Here is a 14,983-nt window from a genome sequence, read left to right on the forward strand (position 1 = left end):
GGCCGCACCCGCCGGGGCATGGCTGCGGGCGGGGCCGCTCGCCCTGGAACCCACCGCCCGCCGCGCCGTGCGCCACAACGATGAACTCGCCCTGACCATAAGGGAGTTCGATCTGCTGGAGTTCTTCCTGCGCAATCCCGGGCGGGCCACGAGCCGGGAGGAACTGATGCGCCAGGTGTGGGGCTGGGAGTTCGGAGACCTGTCGACCGTGACCGTCCACGTGCGGCGGCTGCGCGGGAAGATCGAGGACGATCCGGCGCGCCCCCGACTGATCACCACCGTGTGGGGAGTGGGCTACCGCTTCGACGTCCCCGGTACGAACGGAGGCGGCGATGCTGCCTGACACCCTCTTGATCGCGTTGTACGCGGCGATCGGCGCAGCCGCCGCCGGACTGCTCGGTGCCGCCGCCCTGCGGTTGCTGCGCCACCGCTCGGTCACGCTGTCGCTGGCCGTGGTCGCCGCCGTCACGGTCGCGGCGATGCTCGCCGGAACGATGCTGGTGGCCTGGGCGATGTTCCTGTCCGACCACGACCTCTGGGTCGTGACGATGGTGTGCTCCATGGCGGCCGTCGTCTCACTCGCCGTCGCCCTCCTCCTCGGCCGCAGCGTCGTCAAGGGCAGCCGGGCCCTGACCAGGGCCACACGCGCCCTCGGCGACGACGGCAGCTTCACTCCGCCCGCCGCCGCACCCACGGCCGAACTCGCCGCGCTCAGCCGCGAGTTGGCCGCCACGAGTGCGAAGCTCGCAGCGTCCCGGGAGCGGGAGCAGGCCCTGGACGCCTCCCGCCGCGAACTGGTCGCCTGGATCTCCCATGACCTGCGTACCCCACTCGCCGGACTGCAGGCGATGACCGAGGCGCTGGAGGACGGCATGATCGCCGACCCACGCGTCTACCACGCCCGGATCCGCACGGAGGTCGAGCGGATGAGCGACATGGTCGGCGATCTGTTCGAACTCTCCCGCATCCAGGCCGGCGTCCTCGCCCTGAACACCGCCCGCATGTCGGTCTACGACCTGGTCGGTGACGCCATCGCGGGCGTCGACGCCCTCGCCAGGGAGCACGGCGTCTGGCTGGTGGGCGACGGGGTCGAGCCCGTTCCGATCGAGGTCGACGGCCGCGAGATGTCCCGCGTCCTGGCCAACCTGTTGGTCAACGCCATCCGCCGGACTCCCGCCGACGGCACGGTCGCCGTGTCCGCCCGCCGGGAGGCCGACAGCGTCGTCGTCTCCGTGACGGACGGCTGCGGCGGCATCCTGCCCGAGGACCTGCCCCGTGTCTTCGACACCGGCTGGCGCGGTACCCACGCTCGCACCCCGCCCGCCGGGGCCGGACTCGGCCTGGCGATCGTGCGCGGCATCGTCGAGGCCCACAGAGGACGCGCGGCGGTGAGCAACGTACCGGGCGGCTGCCGCTTCGAGGTCCACCTTCCCGCGGCCGTCTGAGCGGCCCGCAAGGCGAAGGACCGGCCCCGGCTCGTCCGCCGGGGCCGGTCCTTCGCCTTGCGGGGGCGTCCCAGGGCTGAACGTCAGCCCGCGTCGGACTTACGAAGGTGGCCGCCGCCGGATGCCGCGGGTCCCTCGCACGGCCATCAGGAGGGCCGTCACCGTCGCCACGGCCACCAGCGCCAGCAGCCAGTTGCGCGGGTAATCCAGTGGCAGCACCGAGGAGTTGGCCGGCTTCCCCGGGCGCAGCAGCACCGGCAGCGCCACCGCCGTCAGGGCGCCCGCGACCAGCAGCACCCCGCGCACCGGCCCGCGCCCGCCGGCGCGCACAGCCACCAGCCCGACGAGCAGCACCAGCGGCGCGATCACCACGTCGTGCAGCACCACGGCCCCGCCCAGCCAGACCAGCGCACCCGTCAAGTCACGCACGTCCAAGAGCAGGGACGCCCCGACACCCATCAGCGCCACACCGGCCGCACCGGTCATCATCCGCAGCACGCTCACCCTCATGACAGAACCTCCAGCCGGCCGACCCACTTCGTCTGCAGCACCCCGGGCCGGTTCGGGGCGATCAGGCGCACCGGGTAACCATGGTCGGGGGAAAGCTCCTGACCGTTCAGGCGCAGCGCGAGCAGGGTCAGCGGGTCGAGGGCGTGCTCGTGCCCCATCTCGGAGACCCGGTAGCCGCCCCGGGTCTGCAACGACACCACCCGCACCCGCGCGTGCGGCGGGGCGCCCGCCCGCTCCAGCAGGTCCATGACCCGCACGCCCGTCCAGCGTGCCGACTTGCTCCATCCCTCCACGCAGGCGATCGGCAGCTCCGCCTCGTGCTGTGGCAGGGCATGCAGCTCATCCAGCGTCAGCGTGTACGGCCGCGGTCCGACGACCGTCAGGCGGTAACGCTCGGCTGGAATCAGACCGACCCCGGCCGCCGCGGCGGTCCGGTTGACCGGAAGACCCTGCGGACCATGGTCCGGGTGGCGGGGTGAGAGCAGAGCGAGATCCTTCAGCGGGGTGAAGGACTGACCCACCGTGGTCACGGTGACCGCGCCCACCGCCGCGGCGACCGCGGTCAACAGCGAACGCCGGTCGGCCCCGTCCTCCTCCGGCAGGGCCAGTGTGCCTGGCGAGCGCCGGCTCCAGTGCGCCCGGATCTCGGGCGCCTTGACCGCGATGTGCAGCACCAGCGCCCCGGCCAGCAGCCAGGCCACGGCGTAGTGCACCGGCACGAAGGAGAACGGCCACGGATACCACTGGGCGGTGTTCAGCAGGCCGGTGGCCACCTCGAAGAGGGCAGCCGCCACGAGGACAGCCACCGAGAATCGCTCCAGCGCGTGCCGTACCGAACGCACCGGCGGCCAGGCGAACAGGCGCGGATACACCGTCCACAGCTTGGCCAGCAGCAGCGGAATCGCCGCGATGCCGGACGCGACATGCAGCCCCTGCGTAAGCCGATAGCCCCACACCGGACGGCTGGGAAGGCCGTCGGCCAGCCACTCCGGTGGACGCTGCATCACGTGACTGATCAGCCCGGTGACGAAGCAGACCGCGAACGCCAGACCCAGCCACCGGCCGATCGAGGTCGCCGTCCGGGCATCGTGCAGCCTGCCCCGGAAGACCGGCGGAAAGAAGCGCTGTTCCATGCACCTCATCCCACCCGTTGCCAGGCCACTGCGGAACGCCGGAGCCCCTTACGGAACACGGACGTATTTCGACAGGGGCGTATCCCTGGCAGCAAGGTCGAACAGGCGGCAGGAAGCGGGCCCGCGGACAGGCGCGAACACCGCCCCTGATAGCGCCCCGCATCGAGCCAGTCACGAGGTAGTCGCGTCGCTGCCGACGCCGACGACCTCGATCACGCGGGCCGGCCCGCGGTATGTGGTCGCCGCAGACAGGCCCGCGCGGTGGTTCAACGCATCACGGTCACCGGCATTCCCGGCCGGTGTTGATGCACTCGACCATGGTGTTCATCAGCTGCTCGTCGAAGACATTGACGAAGTCCCCGTGATCGGTGATCGGCTTGTGCGTCTGCTCCGGGAAGCCGTCCACCGCGTAGAAGGCGCTCGCCCGGCCGTTGTCGTTCAGGCTGGGCGCATTCACGTCGTACACCAGGCGCTGCACCAGCTGCGGAACGGCCCGGAAGCCGTTCGGGCAGGCACCGGTGTCCGGGTCGGCGAACGCGACGTGATCACGGTGATTGGCGCTGTCGATGTTCTGACCGTCCCAGCAGCTCTGGAACTTGGACGTCCGAACCAGACTGCTGCCCTCGGGACAGATCGGGTACTTGTCCGTCAGCTGCCGGTCCTCGAAGCCCGTGCAACTCCAAGCGGCGTTGGCATTGGCTGTTCCGTTGGTGAACGCTTTGGCGTCTCCGGTGATGATCCGCAGGAACTTGGGCATCGCCACGACCTTGCCGGTCGCACTGCCCACGTACTCCAGGGTCACCTGCGAGGCCGTGAGGATCTTGCCGGTATTGCCCTCCGCGCCTCCGCCCGGCTGGTCCGCGTCGAACTCCTTGGTACCGTCCTGCAGGCGGAGAACCGGCCAGTAGTACGACGACTTGTCACCCTGGTTCTGGCAGGTGGTCTCGCCCGCCGCGAAGTCCTCGTTGTCGGCGAAGGCGTCGTTCGCCTGGTTGCCGACATAGTCGTGCGTGTGATGCGCCCCGTTGTCCACACCGGGCGCGACGATGATGTTGTCGGAGTTGTACAGCTTGTTCGCGTTCACTCCACAATCGGTGGTGAACTTGCCGAGCGACGCGTTCTGTTGCTGCCGGGGGCTGTTGACGTTGGGCTGGACGGTGGTGATGTCCACGAAGTCGGCGGCGACCGGACCGTTGCCGGCCGGTCCGCTGTTGCCGGGCTTCTCCTGCCCGTTCCCTGGGGCCTGTCCCTGGCCGTTCTGATTGCCGCCGCCCGCGCCATTGCCGGTGCCGGCTTGGCTTTCGGTGGCGAGGAGCGTGCAGGCCGCGAGGGACTCCAGGCCCTGCGGGCGGTCGGCTGTACGGCCGATGGCGATCGCGATGCGGTCGATGGTCGCGGTCCGCTTGTCCTTGAGCGGGCCCATGATCGCGTTGTCGGCGAAGTTGCCGTCCTGCCGTATGGCTTGGGTCGAGTTCTGCAACCGCTGGTAGGCATCCGCGACTTGCTGGTCCAGCAGCGCGAGTTGCCTGTCGACCTCGGCCCTGGCCTGGTCAGGCACCTGCTGCAGCCGGGTACCGACATCGGGGCAGTCGATGGTGGCGGCGGCTCCCGCCGCCATGGCTTGGTTCGTTTGATCCCGGAGCGAGCTCTTGGTGCTATTTCCACCCCTGCTCTCACCGGCCGAGGCATACACATTCGCCGCTACCAGCCCCCCTGCCCCCAGGGCAGTCGCCGCCACGGCGGCGATGGCCCGGCGGGTCGTCTTCGATCGCTTACGCGTGTTTCGTCGCATGGGAATCCTCTGAGCTCTCTGGATCAAGCGCCGCTTCAGTGCGCTTCCGCTCACCGCAGCCGCGCATTCGATGCCTTTGGCGTTCGCGGCCAGGCTCAGCCGCACCGTTTTGAACGACAGCCGGGCACCACGGGGTTGCCGCAGACGAAGTCACGAGCGCGCTCCCGGCTGCGGCCGGTGTGGGGGCGCCCCGGGCGAACCCGGCAGGGGAATGCCTCGACAGGGCTCGTGGACACCGGCCGGGTGTTGCGCGTGACCACTGATGGCTCCCTCGACATCCTCAAGTGCCGCCGCTTTGCTGTGACTTCGCAACCAGAGTTACGGATGGGACGAGCGCGGTGAAAGAACTCGGGGTGCCTCGTCAGGCTCTCGTAAGGATTCACGGGACTGGGCACTGCCCGTATCCAAGGCGCGGGAACGCTCGCTGGATACGACCCGCCGCATTTCGCCGCCTGGATCTCGCACGATCTGAGCACTCCGCGCGCAGGACTGCGCGCCAGGCCCCACGGGCTGGAGGACGACGCCATCGCCGACCTGGCCAGAGGCCTCGCCCGCAGTGGTGGACACGCTGATACTGGATCCGAAGCGCGGGGCATCGTGAAGCGAAGCAGCCGTTGCGGTTCGGATCGTCCGCCGGAGGAGTGGCTGGGACACTCTTCCTGACGGCAGAGACCCACCTCACGCACGCGGGGAAGACCTGCCACACCACACCGTCGACAGTTCTCGTCGGCAGTCACACCCAGCGAAAGGCGCTCAAAGCACAACTCGGCCTGGGGATCGGCGGTCGGCCAAACCGGCATCGCACACAGACCACCATGGGCAGCTGGGTGTCGTCATCACAACCGGGCCGGTAGCCCCAGTCGGCGAGGGCCGCACGGCCAAACGTCGTTCCTCAGCCCTCTCCGCCACCCGAACGGTGCCGGGCGGAGGCAGAGTTGCCGACCAGGTGCCTGCGCCTGAAGGGTCCGCCGCCGCGACAGGTCCTCGTAATGACCCTGACCTCCCCGTGACGACCATCGCGGCCCACCGCGTCGCCACCGAGATCTCGGTGCCGGCAGGCGCACCGCTGGCACTCCCGTGTTGCACTGTGCAATGATCGGGCAGGGCCCGTCCGGCTGCCGACCACTGAGCGCCCAGGAGTGACGGCGCCAGAATTACCGAGGTGCGCATCGGCGCGTCGGCCGCCGGATGCCCTGCCAGCAGGTCGCACTCATCACGGCCCCTCCGCGACAGCAGCCGGGTCGCTCGGAAACGGACGGCCCGGTCCAGGTCCGGACAGGAAGTCGGCACGCGTCGCTGCCGTCGGTCAGAGCTGGGGAACAGGAGGTGGAACAGTGGCCGCTCCCACGACGGACGGAGACGAGGCGCCGGACGACGAACGCCGCACGCCGCCCGCCCCCGACGACGTGTGGCACAGATTCCTGACCGACAGCGAACACGCCATACGGGAAACCGCGCCCAGGGAACCTTCCGCCAGGGAACGTGGCGCCGGACCGTGGGCGGAACTTCCGTCCTCTCCTCGGGAGGGGCCGCGCCCCGAAGCGGATCTACACCCTTCTCGGGACGAACCGGTCTCCCAGTACGAAGCCGAGGCAGTGGGTGAACTGTGGCAGCCGACCGACGCGTGGCCCGGCCCCCACTGGCGGGAACAGGACCGTCGGGCCAGGTGCCGCCGCGTCGGCCGTGTGCTCTGCACAGTCGCCGCGATCACCCTCGTCCTCGGCCTCTTCTCCCGGCTGATGAGCTCCGGCAGCCCGTACGACGGACAGGACGACACCATCTCCCAGCAGTCGGAGCAGGCTCCCACCGGGTGGCCCAGCGCCCCCGCCGTAACGGCTCTGCCGTCCGGCTGAGCGCCGGCGACATGTCGAGACCCCGGCCGCGCACGATGGGAACGCCAAGTTCCCCGAAGTCCGTCAGCGGAGCCTCGCGGTTGGCCGTCAGGGTTGTCGTGACGTGTGAACGCCGTGACGGCCAAGCCCGTATGGGCAACCGACGGCCCATGCCGATCGGCGGAGAAGGAGGCACGAGCGTGGTGAGCGACGATGCGTCGCCGCCCGGCGGGCACCGTTTCCCTCAGCGGACGGACCGGGCGGGAACCTGCGTGAGAGCCGCGGTGTTCGCCGTGGCCGGAAGTGTGCTCGCGCTGTCGGGCCACCACGCGGTGGCCGACGGGGTCCCCCCATGGCGCCTGGTGACACTGCTCGCCCTCGCGCAGTTCGCGACGGTCTGGCCGGCCGCTCAACGACGTTTCGCGCCCATGGCGACGCTCGGCTGCACGCTCGGTGTCCAAGGGCTGCTGCACGTGGCGCTGGCCTTGGCGGACGGTCCGGCAGGCGCCGGGAGCAGCCACCTCTCACACACCGCCGGCCCGCAGGCTCCGGCCGCCCCGGTGAGCGGACCCGACTGGCATCAGGCGTCCGGCACGATGACGGCCGTTCATGTACTCGCCGCGTTGACGGTGGCCTGGCTGTTGCACCGGGCCGACGACGCTCTCGCGACCGCCGTACCGATCGCGAGAGCCGTGCGCGGTGCCGCGTGTGCCGTCGTCGCCTGGCTGTCGGCCGGGCTGTCCCGCGTCGGGCCGCGCCCCCTTCCCGCCCTCGAACCGATCGGGTGCTTCGCTCCTTCCGAGCCACTCCGGACACAGCCCCTGGAACACCAGCTGGTGCGCAGAGGACCACCGGGACACACAGGTGTCCCTGTTCGTCCCTCCCCCGGGCCGAGGCTTCGGCCTGCCCGGTCCCGCCCGCAAGGAGTTTCCCGTGTCCCCGCACCACCCCACCCGTACGGCACACCGCTGCGCCGTGACCGGTACCGCCGCGCTGACTGCAGCCCTCGCGCTGTGCACCCCCGCCTCCGCACACGCGGAGGTCCAGTCCGACACCGCTCGGGCCCTGGCCGAGAACGTCACCCTCGCCTTCACCTCCGAGGCCGAGTCCGCCACCGCGGGCTTCACCCGAGTGCGAGTCGTCCTGCCGGACGACATCGCCCCTGGTGACGTCACGCTCGCCGATGCGCCCCAGGGCTGGAAGCTGAAGAGCACCGACGACGGCTACACCGTCGCGGGGCCCGCCCTCGGCACCGGGGTCGACGCCGAACACAGCATCGAGGTGCGGCGGCTTCCGGATGCCGGGCAGCTCGTGTTCAAAACCGTCGAAACCTACGACGACGGCGAGGTCTCCCGCTGGATCGAACTGCCCACCGGCGGCACTGAGCCCGAACAGCCCGCCCCCGTCCTGAAGTTGCAGCCCGCAGCCTCGGGAACGGCCTCCCCCGCCCCCAGCCCGTCCACCAGTGCCCCGGCCGGAGCCTCACTCACGCCCGGCACATCCGGCGAGACGGCAGCCGACACCCCGCCCACCGAAACGGCCGCCGTCACACAGGACGACGCCTCGTCCACCGGGCTGCTCACCGGTTCCGTGGTCGCCGTACTGCTCGTGCTGGGCGGCGGCACATGGTGGCTGGCCAGGCGCCGGGCGTCCTCCGGTACGGAGTGACCGTCCCGTACACCGGCCGGGGGCTCCCCGCCCCGCGGTCGGCACGGCACTGGACGCCCCCAGAGGCATCCGGCACACATCCGGCCACACCCGAGATCCAAGCGCCGACCCGGAGACATCACGTGGAACGACGACAGGCGGAACAGAACGGACGCATGGGCAGGACGTTGCTGGTGGTGATCGCCGTGCTTGCCGGTGCCCTGCTCAGCGGCGCGGCACCCGCCACCGCGCACGCGGTGCTGACCGGCAGCGACCCGCGCGAGGGCACGGCGCTAAAGACAGCGCCGAAGCAGGTAACGGTCTCCTTCAATGAGTCCGTCGCGCTCACCGAGGACTCGGTGCGCGTCCTCGACCCCGACAGCCGGCCGGTGACCGCGGGCGACCCCGAACGTGCGGGCGGCAGGGCGGACACCGCTCGCGTGCCCCTGACGGACGGCCTGAAGCAGGGCACATACACCGTCTCCTGGCGGGTGCTGTCCGAGGACAGTCACGCCATCTCCGGTGCGTTCACCTTCTCCGTCGGCGCGCCCTCGCAGACCCGCGCCGAGACCACCGCCGAGCCAGCCGTGGACCCAGCCGTCGACGTTCTGTACGGCATCGGCCGCTACGTCGCCTACGGGGGCCTAGCCCTGCTGATCGGCATCGCCGCGTTCGTCCTGGTCTGCCGGCCCGGAGGCACGGCCGCACGGGTGGTGCGCGGGCCCTTCCTGGCGGGGTGGTGGGCGCTGACGCTGTCGACGACCGCGCTGTTGCTGGTGCGCGGGCCGTACGCGAGCGGGGACGGGCCGACCGGTGTGTTCGACCCGCAGCTGCTGAGCAGCACGGTGGGCAGCCGACCAGGCATCGCGCTCCTGGTTCGTCTGGCCCTGCTCCTGTTGGTGGCCCTGGTCCTGAGGCACGGCCGGCCCGAGTGGCGGGCCGACCGACGAACGCTCGCGGCGGGCGTCGCCCTCGCCTTCGCTCTGGCCGCGACCTGGGCGGTGGCCGAGCACGCCTCCACGGGCATCCAGGTGCCGGTGGCGATGGTGTCCGCCGTACTGCACTTGCTCGCCATGTCCGTATGGCTCGGCGGGCTGACCGCGCTGCTCATCACGCTGTACCGGGCGCCGGCCGACGACCCGCTCCGGCCCGCCGCCGTGGGGCGCTTCTCCCGGCTCGCCCTCGCTGCCGTGGGCGTACTGGCGGCCACCGGTGTCTACCAGTCCTGGCGCGGGCTCGGTTCCTGGGAGGCGTTCACCACTCCCTACGGCAGGACGCTCGCCCTGAAGACCGGGGCCGTGATCCTCATGCTGACGGCGGCCTCGTACTCCCGGAACTGGACCGAGCGGCTGCTGCGCGTGCCCCGGGAGAAGCCTGAGTTGGTCACCGTGGGCGGCGGAGACCAGGGCCACCCGCCGCCCGACCGAATGACGAAGGTCGACTCCCGTGCCGTACCTGACGCAGTCGGCAGTGGCCCTGAGGATCAACGGCGCGGTCTGCGCAGGTCCGTGCTCGCGGAGGTGGTGATCGGTGTCGTGGTGCTCGCGGTCACGACCGTGCTGACGGGCAGCCAGCCGGGACGGGCCGCCACCGCGACGGCTACCGCCTCCACGGTGTCCGGGCAGCCCGACGTGAACCTGACCGTGGTCCCGTTTGACACGGGCACTCCCACGGGGCGCGGCAGGGTGCAGATCACCCTGGAACCGGGCCGGGTCGGCCGGAACGTGGTGGAGGCTGTGGTCTTCGGTGCCGACGGCGGCCTCATCGCCATCCCCGAACTCCGCCTCACCTTCACGCAGTCCGCGCGGCGCGTCGGCCCACTCGACGCCGAACTCGTCGACCAGAGCGGCTACTGGGGCAGCGACACCCTCGACCTCCCGCTCGCCGGGACCTGGACGATGCGGGCCACCGTCCGCGTCTCCGACATCGACCAGGTCACTGTCTCGAAGACCGTCAAGGTCACCCCATGAGGCCGGGCCGGGACCACTGCTCTGAGGACGTAGGCCCCACAGAAGCCGATGGCCGGGGGCTGACGCACACGCTTGAACGCTCTCGGTCGATCATCCGTATGGAACAGGAAGCCCCTCGCCACCAAGCTCTCGGTCGATCATCCGTATGGAACAGGAAGCCCCTCGCCACCAAGGAGTTGCTCGATGTCCCGGACGCACCACCGTGGTGGTGGAGCAAATCAGGGATGGCGTGTGACAGACGGCTCCGAGAGTGCCGTCGACGCCCTGCGTCCGGTGCGGGCCACCGTGTTCGCGGCGGTGTGCGTCGCGGCGACAGCGCTGGGCCATGCTCTGATGTCCGATGACGGCCTGCCGTGGTGGGCGGTGGGCGTCGCGTTCGCCGGAACCGCCTCCGGCGCATGGTGGTTGACCGCCAGGGAACACGGTGCCGCCGCGGTCGTTGGGGCCACGGTCACCGCGCAGGGGCTACTGCACCTGCTGTTCAGCCTGTCTCCCAGGCTGATGCCCACGACGAAAGCGACAGTCGACGCACCGGGCGCGATGGGCGTTTCCCACGCGCATCACGGGGCGGCGACCTCTCACCCCGACATGGTCATGCACCCCTCCGGGACGCTTTCCGGGGCGATGGGCACACCGTCCGGCGAATCGTTGTGGTCTGCGGTTACGCATGGGGGCTCCGGCGGGATGCTGCTGGCACATCTGCTGGCCGCCGTCGCGTGTGGCGTGTGGCTGTGGCGGGGCGAGGCGGCGGCCCACCGGATCGCCAGGGCTCTGGCAGCCGCCGTGTTCGCACCGCTGCGCCGGGTCTGCCACGTGCTCTTCCACGCGACGATCCTGCGTGAAGTCCCGTTGCGTGGGGTCACCGTCGATGGCGGGGAGAACCGGCGGCCGGCTCCCGCCGCGCTGAGACACGCCGTCGTCCGCAGAGGACCGCCGCCGGGCCGAGTGACATTCAGCCGCCCGTCTCCCGCCCCACGGCTCACCACAGGGACCTGAACCGGCCCGACTTCCGGTGACGGCTGCGGCGGATGACAGGCGGACGGTCGGCGCGCCCACACGTGCGCTGCCCTCGTCCTCACCCTCCGGGCCGCACCCGACGCCCGCGACACGATGCCCGCAGTACGCGTCTCGTGCCGCCGTCCGGCACGGCCTCCCGCAACAGGATCGGGAGTGCTCTCCATGTACCACCAGGACCACCACACAGCCGACCAGGTCAGGTCCACGACCGCGTCGCACCGCCCGCACACCCGTCTCGCCATCGCCTGCGTGACTGTCACAGCGACGGCCGCCCTGCTGTCCGGCTGCGGCGGCGACTCCTCCGAGAAGACGTCGGACACGTCCGCCGGCGCGACGGCGTCCGTGTCCCCTTCCGAAGACATGACAGGGATGGACGACATGGCTGACATGGCAATGGGAGATCCGTCCGCCACACCCGCCGACAAGATCCCCGACGCCGACGTGGTGAAGGGCACCTTCAAGTTGCTCGACACCCGCCCGCCGGGCATGGACAACGCCAAAGGCAGCGCCTGGCTGGCCCAGGGGCCGCAGGGCACCACGGTGACCGTGTCCCTCACCGGCCTGGAGCCGGGCGACACCTACATGGCGCACCTGCACGCCCAGCAGTGCTCGACCGAGAACGGCGGGGAACACTTCCAGTTCGACAAGGGCGGTCCCACCACCCCGCCGAACGAAGTGCACCTGATGTTCACCGCCGACAAGTCGGGCATGGGAATGACCACGGTGAACAACACCCGTAAGACGAACAAGGGCGCGGTCGCGATCGTCGTCCACCCCGCCAAGGCACAGGACAACCGGATCGCATGCGCCGACTTCGCCTTCTGAGGCCGCATGTCGCCCTGCTGGGCTGCCTGTGTGCGCTGCTGTTTCTCGGCAGCACCAACGCGTACGCCCACACCTCTCTGACGGAGGCGGCACCGGGTCCCGGGGCCACGGTCGGGCCCGGTGCCGAGGTCGTCTCGCTGACCTTCGGCCCGCTGAAGTCCGGCAGCACACCGAAGATCGGCCTGATCGGTCCCTACGGCACCGACGTACCGGTGGGTGAGCCCGTCGTGGCAGACGGCTCCGTCGTCTGCGCCGCGGTCACCTCCCTGCCCACAGGCGTCAACACGCTCACCTACACCGTCATCTCAGCCGACGGCGACACCCAGAGCAGCGCGTTCCAGTTCGAGGTCGCGGACGGCGCCCGGACCGTCACCGCCCCATCCGCCTGCCAGCACTTGAGCCTGTCGGCGCCGGCCGTGGACTTGAGCACCGCGGACGACACGCTCCTGGGGCTCGGCCGCACCACGGCCATGGCCGCCCTCGCGGGGACGGTCGTCGTCATCGTGGGCTCGGCTGTCCTCACTGTGCACACGCTGCGCAGATCGCGGACGACGAAGGGGGGAAAGGCCACGGCGTGACGCCGGCGCGTACCGAGCCACGGGCACGTTCACCAAACATGCCTGACCACGGCGACAACAGTCTGGGACGACGTCGGACGAACCGAGGCAGGGCGACTCAGTAGAAGGGCCCGGCCCGGCGGACAGCCGGACCGGGCCTGCGGTCTGCGGTCTGCGGTCTGCGGTCTGCCGATCACGCTCCGGCCCTTGCCGCACGGTCGCTGGACCATGATCGTCGGCTCTCGTGTCGATGAGATCGCGGCGATCGCCATCACGGCCGTGAACTAGATCGGCATACGTCCCGCGACGGCCGGTACGCCCCTGCCACCGAACACCCGCAGCGCGTAGCGGTGCTCTCCGCCCGTGTGCGGCATGGCCGAGACGAGCCGGCGTAGGTGCGCAGGCCGAGCGTGACGACCACGCCGCCGATGGTGTGGCCGGGCCGCGCCCACCAGCCCGGCGTCACTGATGACGCCACATGTGAGAACGAACGATCCAGCCGAACCCAGGCATGGCCCGAAAGGCAAGTGCCAGGACGTCTCCTCCGCCGAGCGCTCTGAGGAATCTCCAACATCGTGGCTGACGGCAGAGCCGTCTCCGCCCTTCAGAACCTGCGCATGCGCGGAATTCTGCCGGTGTCAGTGACCATGCCGGCTCAGCAGCGGGGGTCTACCCCAGGGTCCACGCTCAGGGACCGTCCCCCAAATCAAGGTGGGCGGTCAGACCGGCCCGGTCCGCAGCGGCCCGGAGCACCGCGCTGGCTCCGGTGAACAGCACGTCGATATCAGCCAGAGGCAGGGTCTGGCGAATCCCCAGCAAGGTGTAGAGCCCTGCGGAGTCGCAAAACGTGATACCCGACAGGTTCAGTACCAACAAGCCTTCGGTGGAGCGGGCAGCGAGTACGGCCAGATCCTCACGGAGTCCAGGCGCGGTGTCAGCATCGAGCTCTCCCCCAAGGTGCAACTCCAGTCTCGGCGGGAGACGTCCTCCGAACTCCCGACGGACGGACAGCCTCGACGACGAAGCCGCCTCCTGGGGCTCTTGCAGCAGGGTCGACTCATCACCGCCCACCAGCGCGGCAGCGGCTGCCTCATCATCTTGTGGGGTGCTCTGAGGCGGTGGCATCGGCTTTCCGGGACAGCTCGGCGACAGTTGCCGACCAGACTTCCCGGCGCTCCAGGAAGCACGTACGACGCCTCCACGCCGCAATCTTTGCACAGGGCAAAGTCCTAAATCAACCACCCACGAAGACTTTCGGCGCACCGCAGAGACCGGCGCCTCCGGCGGACCGCGAGGTGCACGCCGACGGCACGGTCTCCGGTGGCCCGATGCACTACCTGCCCAAGGGCCTCGCCGACTGCTTCGGCGCGAACGGCAAAAAGCTCGGCAAGGTCCTCGCGGCCCTCGCCCCCTTCATGATCCTCTTCTGCGGCTTCTTCGGCGGCAACCTCTTCCAGGTCAACCAGTCCTACGCGCAGCTGGTGTCCGTCACCGGCGGCGAGGACGGCCTGATGGGCTCCTCCGTCGGCGCGCTGCTCTTCGGCATCCTCATCGCCGCGATCGTCGGCATCGTGGCATCCACTCCATCGCCAACGTCACCAGCATGCTCGTCCCCGCCATGGCAGGCGTCTACATCGCGGCGTGCCTGATCGTCATCCTGGTGCACGTCACCGCTGTCCCGGCCGCGATCGGCACGATCATCGAGGGCGCCTTCAACCCCGAGGGTGTCGCCGACGGTGTAATCGGCGCGCTGATCATCGGCTTCATACGGGCCGCGTTCTCCAATGAGACCAAGAGTCGGTGAAGACCACCGTCTGACCGCCCCTGCGGCCCGGCTCCCGCGCGAAGCGAGCTGGGGGAGGGTCCGTGACACCTCGCGCCTTGGTGTGCACGGACCCGCTCGTCGTGCATTGCGGCAGTTGAAAGATCACCTGATGTGATCAGGTGCAGCGAAAGACAAGGCCAGGCCGGCCACGCCTGTGATCGGCTTTCTTCGCATGCCCTGCCCCTGTGCGCGCATGGGTGCGGATACTCAGGGCGACACCCACGCCTCGTGGACGTGGCGCAGCGGTGGTCCTGCCTGTCAGACCGCGGCGATGCCCTCCATGCCGGACTCGGCGAAGGCGGGCAGGCCCTCGGCTGTCGTGACCTTGGTGAGGGAGCCGTTCGCCTCTACACGGAAGCCGTCGACGGTGCCGGAGACCGCGTTCTGGACGTAGACGAACTTCTCGTCCTCCGTCACGGCGAGATCGATC

The 14,983-nt window shown here is 70.2% G+C and carries 12 protein-coding genes and 1 pseudogene; 9 read left to right on the forward strand and 4 right to left on the reverse strand.

Annotated features, from left to right (window positions below):
* Window positions 1-343 (forward strand): winged helix-turn-helix domain-containing protein (locus tag AWZ10_RS38075; RefSeq protein ID WP_167366030.1); only part of this gene is annotated, 343 nt, incomplete at its 5' end.
* The gene (locus tag AWZ10_RS38080) at window positions 333-1,445 is read left to right on the forward strand and encodes a sensor histidine kinase (RefSeq protein WP_046706102.1); all 1,113 of its coding nucleotides are present in this window, start codon (window positions 333-335) and stop codon (window positions 1,443-1,445) included. The genes AWZ10_RS38075 and AWZ10_RS38080, both read left to right, overlap by 11 nt.
* Window positions 1,446-1,544: 99 nt before the next feature.
* On the opposite strand, the gene AWZ10_RS38085 is transcribed toward AWZ10_RS38080, so the two are convergent.
* From AWZ10_RS38085 to AWZ10_RS38095, 3 genes are all read right to left on the reverse strand, one after another.
* Window positions 1,545-1,955 carry a hypothetical protein gene (locus AWZ10_RS38085; protein ID WP_060893303.1) on the reverse strand — a complete coding sequence of 137 codons (411 nt, stop codon included), beginning with the start codon at window positions 1,953-1,955 and terminating at the stop codon, window positions 1,545-1,547.
* Window positions 1,952-3,088, reverse strand: a complete 1,137-nt coding sequence (locus AWZ10_RS38090) for a molybdopterin-dependent oxidoreductase (RefSeq protein WP_079104608.1) — start codon at window positions 3,086-3,088, stop codon at window positions 1,952-1,954. Before AWZ10_RS38090 ends, AWZ10_RS38085 begins: the two co-directional genes overlap by 4 nt.
* 280 nt (window positions 3,089-3,368) lie before the next feature.
* The gene (locus tag AWZ10_RS38095) at window positions 3,369-4,880 is read right to left on the reverse strand and encodes a DUF1996 domain-containing protein (protein WP_060893305.1); all 1,512 of its coding nucleotides are present in this window, start codon (window positions 4,878-4,880) and stop codon (window positions 3,369-3,371) included.
* A gap of 1,334 nt (window positions 4,881-6,214) precedes the next feature.
* On the opposite strand from AWZ10_RS38095, the gene AWZ10_RS51905 reads away from it, so the two are divergent.
* The 6 genes from AWZ10_RS51905 to AWZ10_RS38125 all read left to right on the forward strand — a co-directional run bounded on the left by AWZ10_RS51905 (window position 6,215) and on the right by AWZ10_RS38125 (window position 12,749).
* Complete coding sequence (locus AWZ10_RS51905) at window positions 6,215-6,733, forward strand: hypothetical protein (RefSeq protein ID WP_060893306.1); 519 nt, start codon at window positions 6,215-6,217, stop codon at window positions 6,731-6,733.
* 912 nt (window positions 6,734-7,645) lie between these two features.
* Window positions 7,646-8,380 carry a DUF1775 domain-containing protein gene (locus tag AWZ10_RS38105; RefSeq protein WP_060893307.1) on the forward strand — a complete coding sequence of 245 codons (735 nt, stop codon included), beginning with the start codon at window positions 7,646-7,648 and terminating at the stop codon, window positions 8,378-8,380.
* 155 nt (window positions 8,381-8,535) lie between these two features.
* Window positions 8,536-10,329 (forward strand): copper resistance CopC/CopD family protein, encoded by a 1,794-nt coding sequence (locus AWZ10_RS38110; RefSeq protein WP_060893308.1) that lies wholly within the window; start codon window positions 8,536-8,538, stop codon window positions 10,327-10,329.
* A gap of 231 nt (window positions 10,330-10,560) precedes the next feature.
* Window positions 10,561-11,325 carry a hypothetical protein gene (locus AWZ10_RS38115; RefSeq protein ID WP_240439565.1) on the forward strand — a complete coding sequence of 255 codons (765 nt, stop codon included), beginning with the start codon at window positions 10,561-10,563 and terminating at the stop codon, window positions 11,323-11,325.
* Window positions 11,326-11,508: 183 nt separating this feature from the next.
* Complete coding sequence (locus tag AWZ10_RS38120) at window positions 11,509-12,171, forward strand: superoxide dismutase family protein (RefSeq protein ID WP_060893314.1); 663 nt, start codon at window positions 11,509-11,511, stop codon at window positions 12,169-12,171.
* Window positions 12,150-12,749: a copper resistance CopC family protein gene (locus AWZ10_RS38125; RefSeq protein ID WP_060893309.1), complete on the forward strand. Its 600-nt coding sequence runs from the start codon at window positions 12,150-12,152 to the stop codon at window positions 12,747-12,749. Before AWZ10_RS38120 ends, AWZ10_RS38125 begins: the two co-directional genes overlap by 22 nt.
* Before the next feature lie 666 nt (window positions 12,750-13,415).
* Here AWZ10_RS38125 and AWZ10_RS38130 read toward each other — a convergent pair.
* Window positions 13,416-13,853 carry an STAS domain-containing protein gene (locus AWZ10_RS38130; protein ID WP_079104609.1) on the reverse strand — a complete coding sequence of 146 codons (438 nt, stop codon included), beginning with the start codon at window positions 13,851-13,853 and terminating at the stop codon, window positions 13,416-13,418.
* 164 nt (window positions 13,854-14,017) lie between these two features.
* Here AWZ10_RS38130 and AWZ10_RS38135 point away from each other — a divergent pair.
* Window positions 14,018-14,517: pseudogene (locus AWZ10_RS38135) on the forward strand (alanine:cation symporter family protein); the annotation flags it as partial.
* Window positions 14,518-14,983: the final 466 nt, after the last annotated feature.

It is taken from the genome of Streptomyces europaeiscabiei, from assembly GCF_001550375.1.
Taxonomy (GTDB): Bacteria; Actinomycetota; Actinomycetes; order Streptomycetales; family Streptomycetaceae; genus Streptomyces; species Streptomyces europaeiscabiei.